Source organism: Luedemannella flava (assembly GCF_039528515.1).
GTDB lineage: Bacteria > Actinomycetota > Actinomycetes > Mycobacteriales > Micromonosporaceae > Luedemannella > Luedemannella flava.
This window is the reverse complement of the sequence record NZ_BAAALT010000313.1, coordinates 1-649: the sequence shown is the minus strand read 5'-3', so window position 1 is coordinate 649 and position 649 is coordinate 1. Positions and strand designations below refer to the sequence as shown.

Annotated in this window: 2 protein-coding genes; both read right to left on the bottom strand. The window is 61.2% G+C overall.

The genetic code is table 11. The features are described 5' to 3' along the window. Nucleotides 1-57: 57 nt before the first annotated feature. Nucleotides 58-249, bottom strand: a complete 192-nt coding sequence (locus ABD211_RS32920; RefSeq protein WP_141857624.1) for a hypothetical protein — start codon at nucleotides 247-249, stop codon at nucleotides 58-60. Between the two features lie 2 nt (nucleotides 250-251). After that, nucleotides 252-649 (bottom strand): phosphoribosylaminoimidazolesuccinocarboxamide synthase (locus tag ABD211_RS32915; protein WP_344140424.1); only part of this gene is annotated, 398 nt, incomplete at its 5' end.

The window sequence follows — 649 nt, the reverse complement described above, 5'->3', positions numbered from 1 at the left end:
CGTCTCCAATCGGTGTTCTAGAACACCACCATCATAGGTGTTGGAGTGCGCGAGGGTCTAGTAATCGTCCCGCGCGTTGACCCGGTCGATGCCGCCATAGCCTGTGGCCGCCACAGAGCGGGCAATCTCAACGTCATGAGGATCTGGTTCGATCCCCTGCTCTCTGGCCGCGAGCAGGCGCTTGTGCACCTTCTGTAGCTCCAAGACGTCAGCCAGCCGTGCTTCTGCGATCTCGTCCCACGTTGCCATCGTCAATCCCACTTCAGACCGGTGATGCGTTCGTACATAGCAACGTAGCGAGCCCGCGTCTCGTCAACGACCTCTTGGGGGATCTCGGGGCCTGGGGGAGTCTTGTCCCAGGTGCCCAGATCGCGAGCCCAGTCGCGTACGAACTGCTTGTCGTATGAGATCTGGCGCTGTCCAGGCTTCCAGTCCTCGTCACGCCAGTACCTCGAGGAATCCGAGGTCAGAACCTCGTCGGCTAGGACCAGCGTTCCATCCTTTGCGAGACCGAACTCAAACTTGGTGTCGGCGAGGTGCACCCCCCGGCCGTCTGTGATCGCCGTAGCGCGCTTGAAGAGCTCTAGCGTCTTCTCCTTCAGAGCTTCCGCGAGCTCCGCACCAACGGCCGCCGAGACCTCATCGAAGG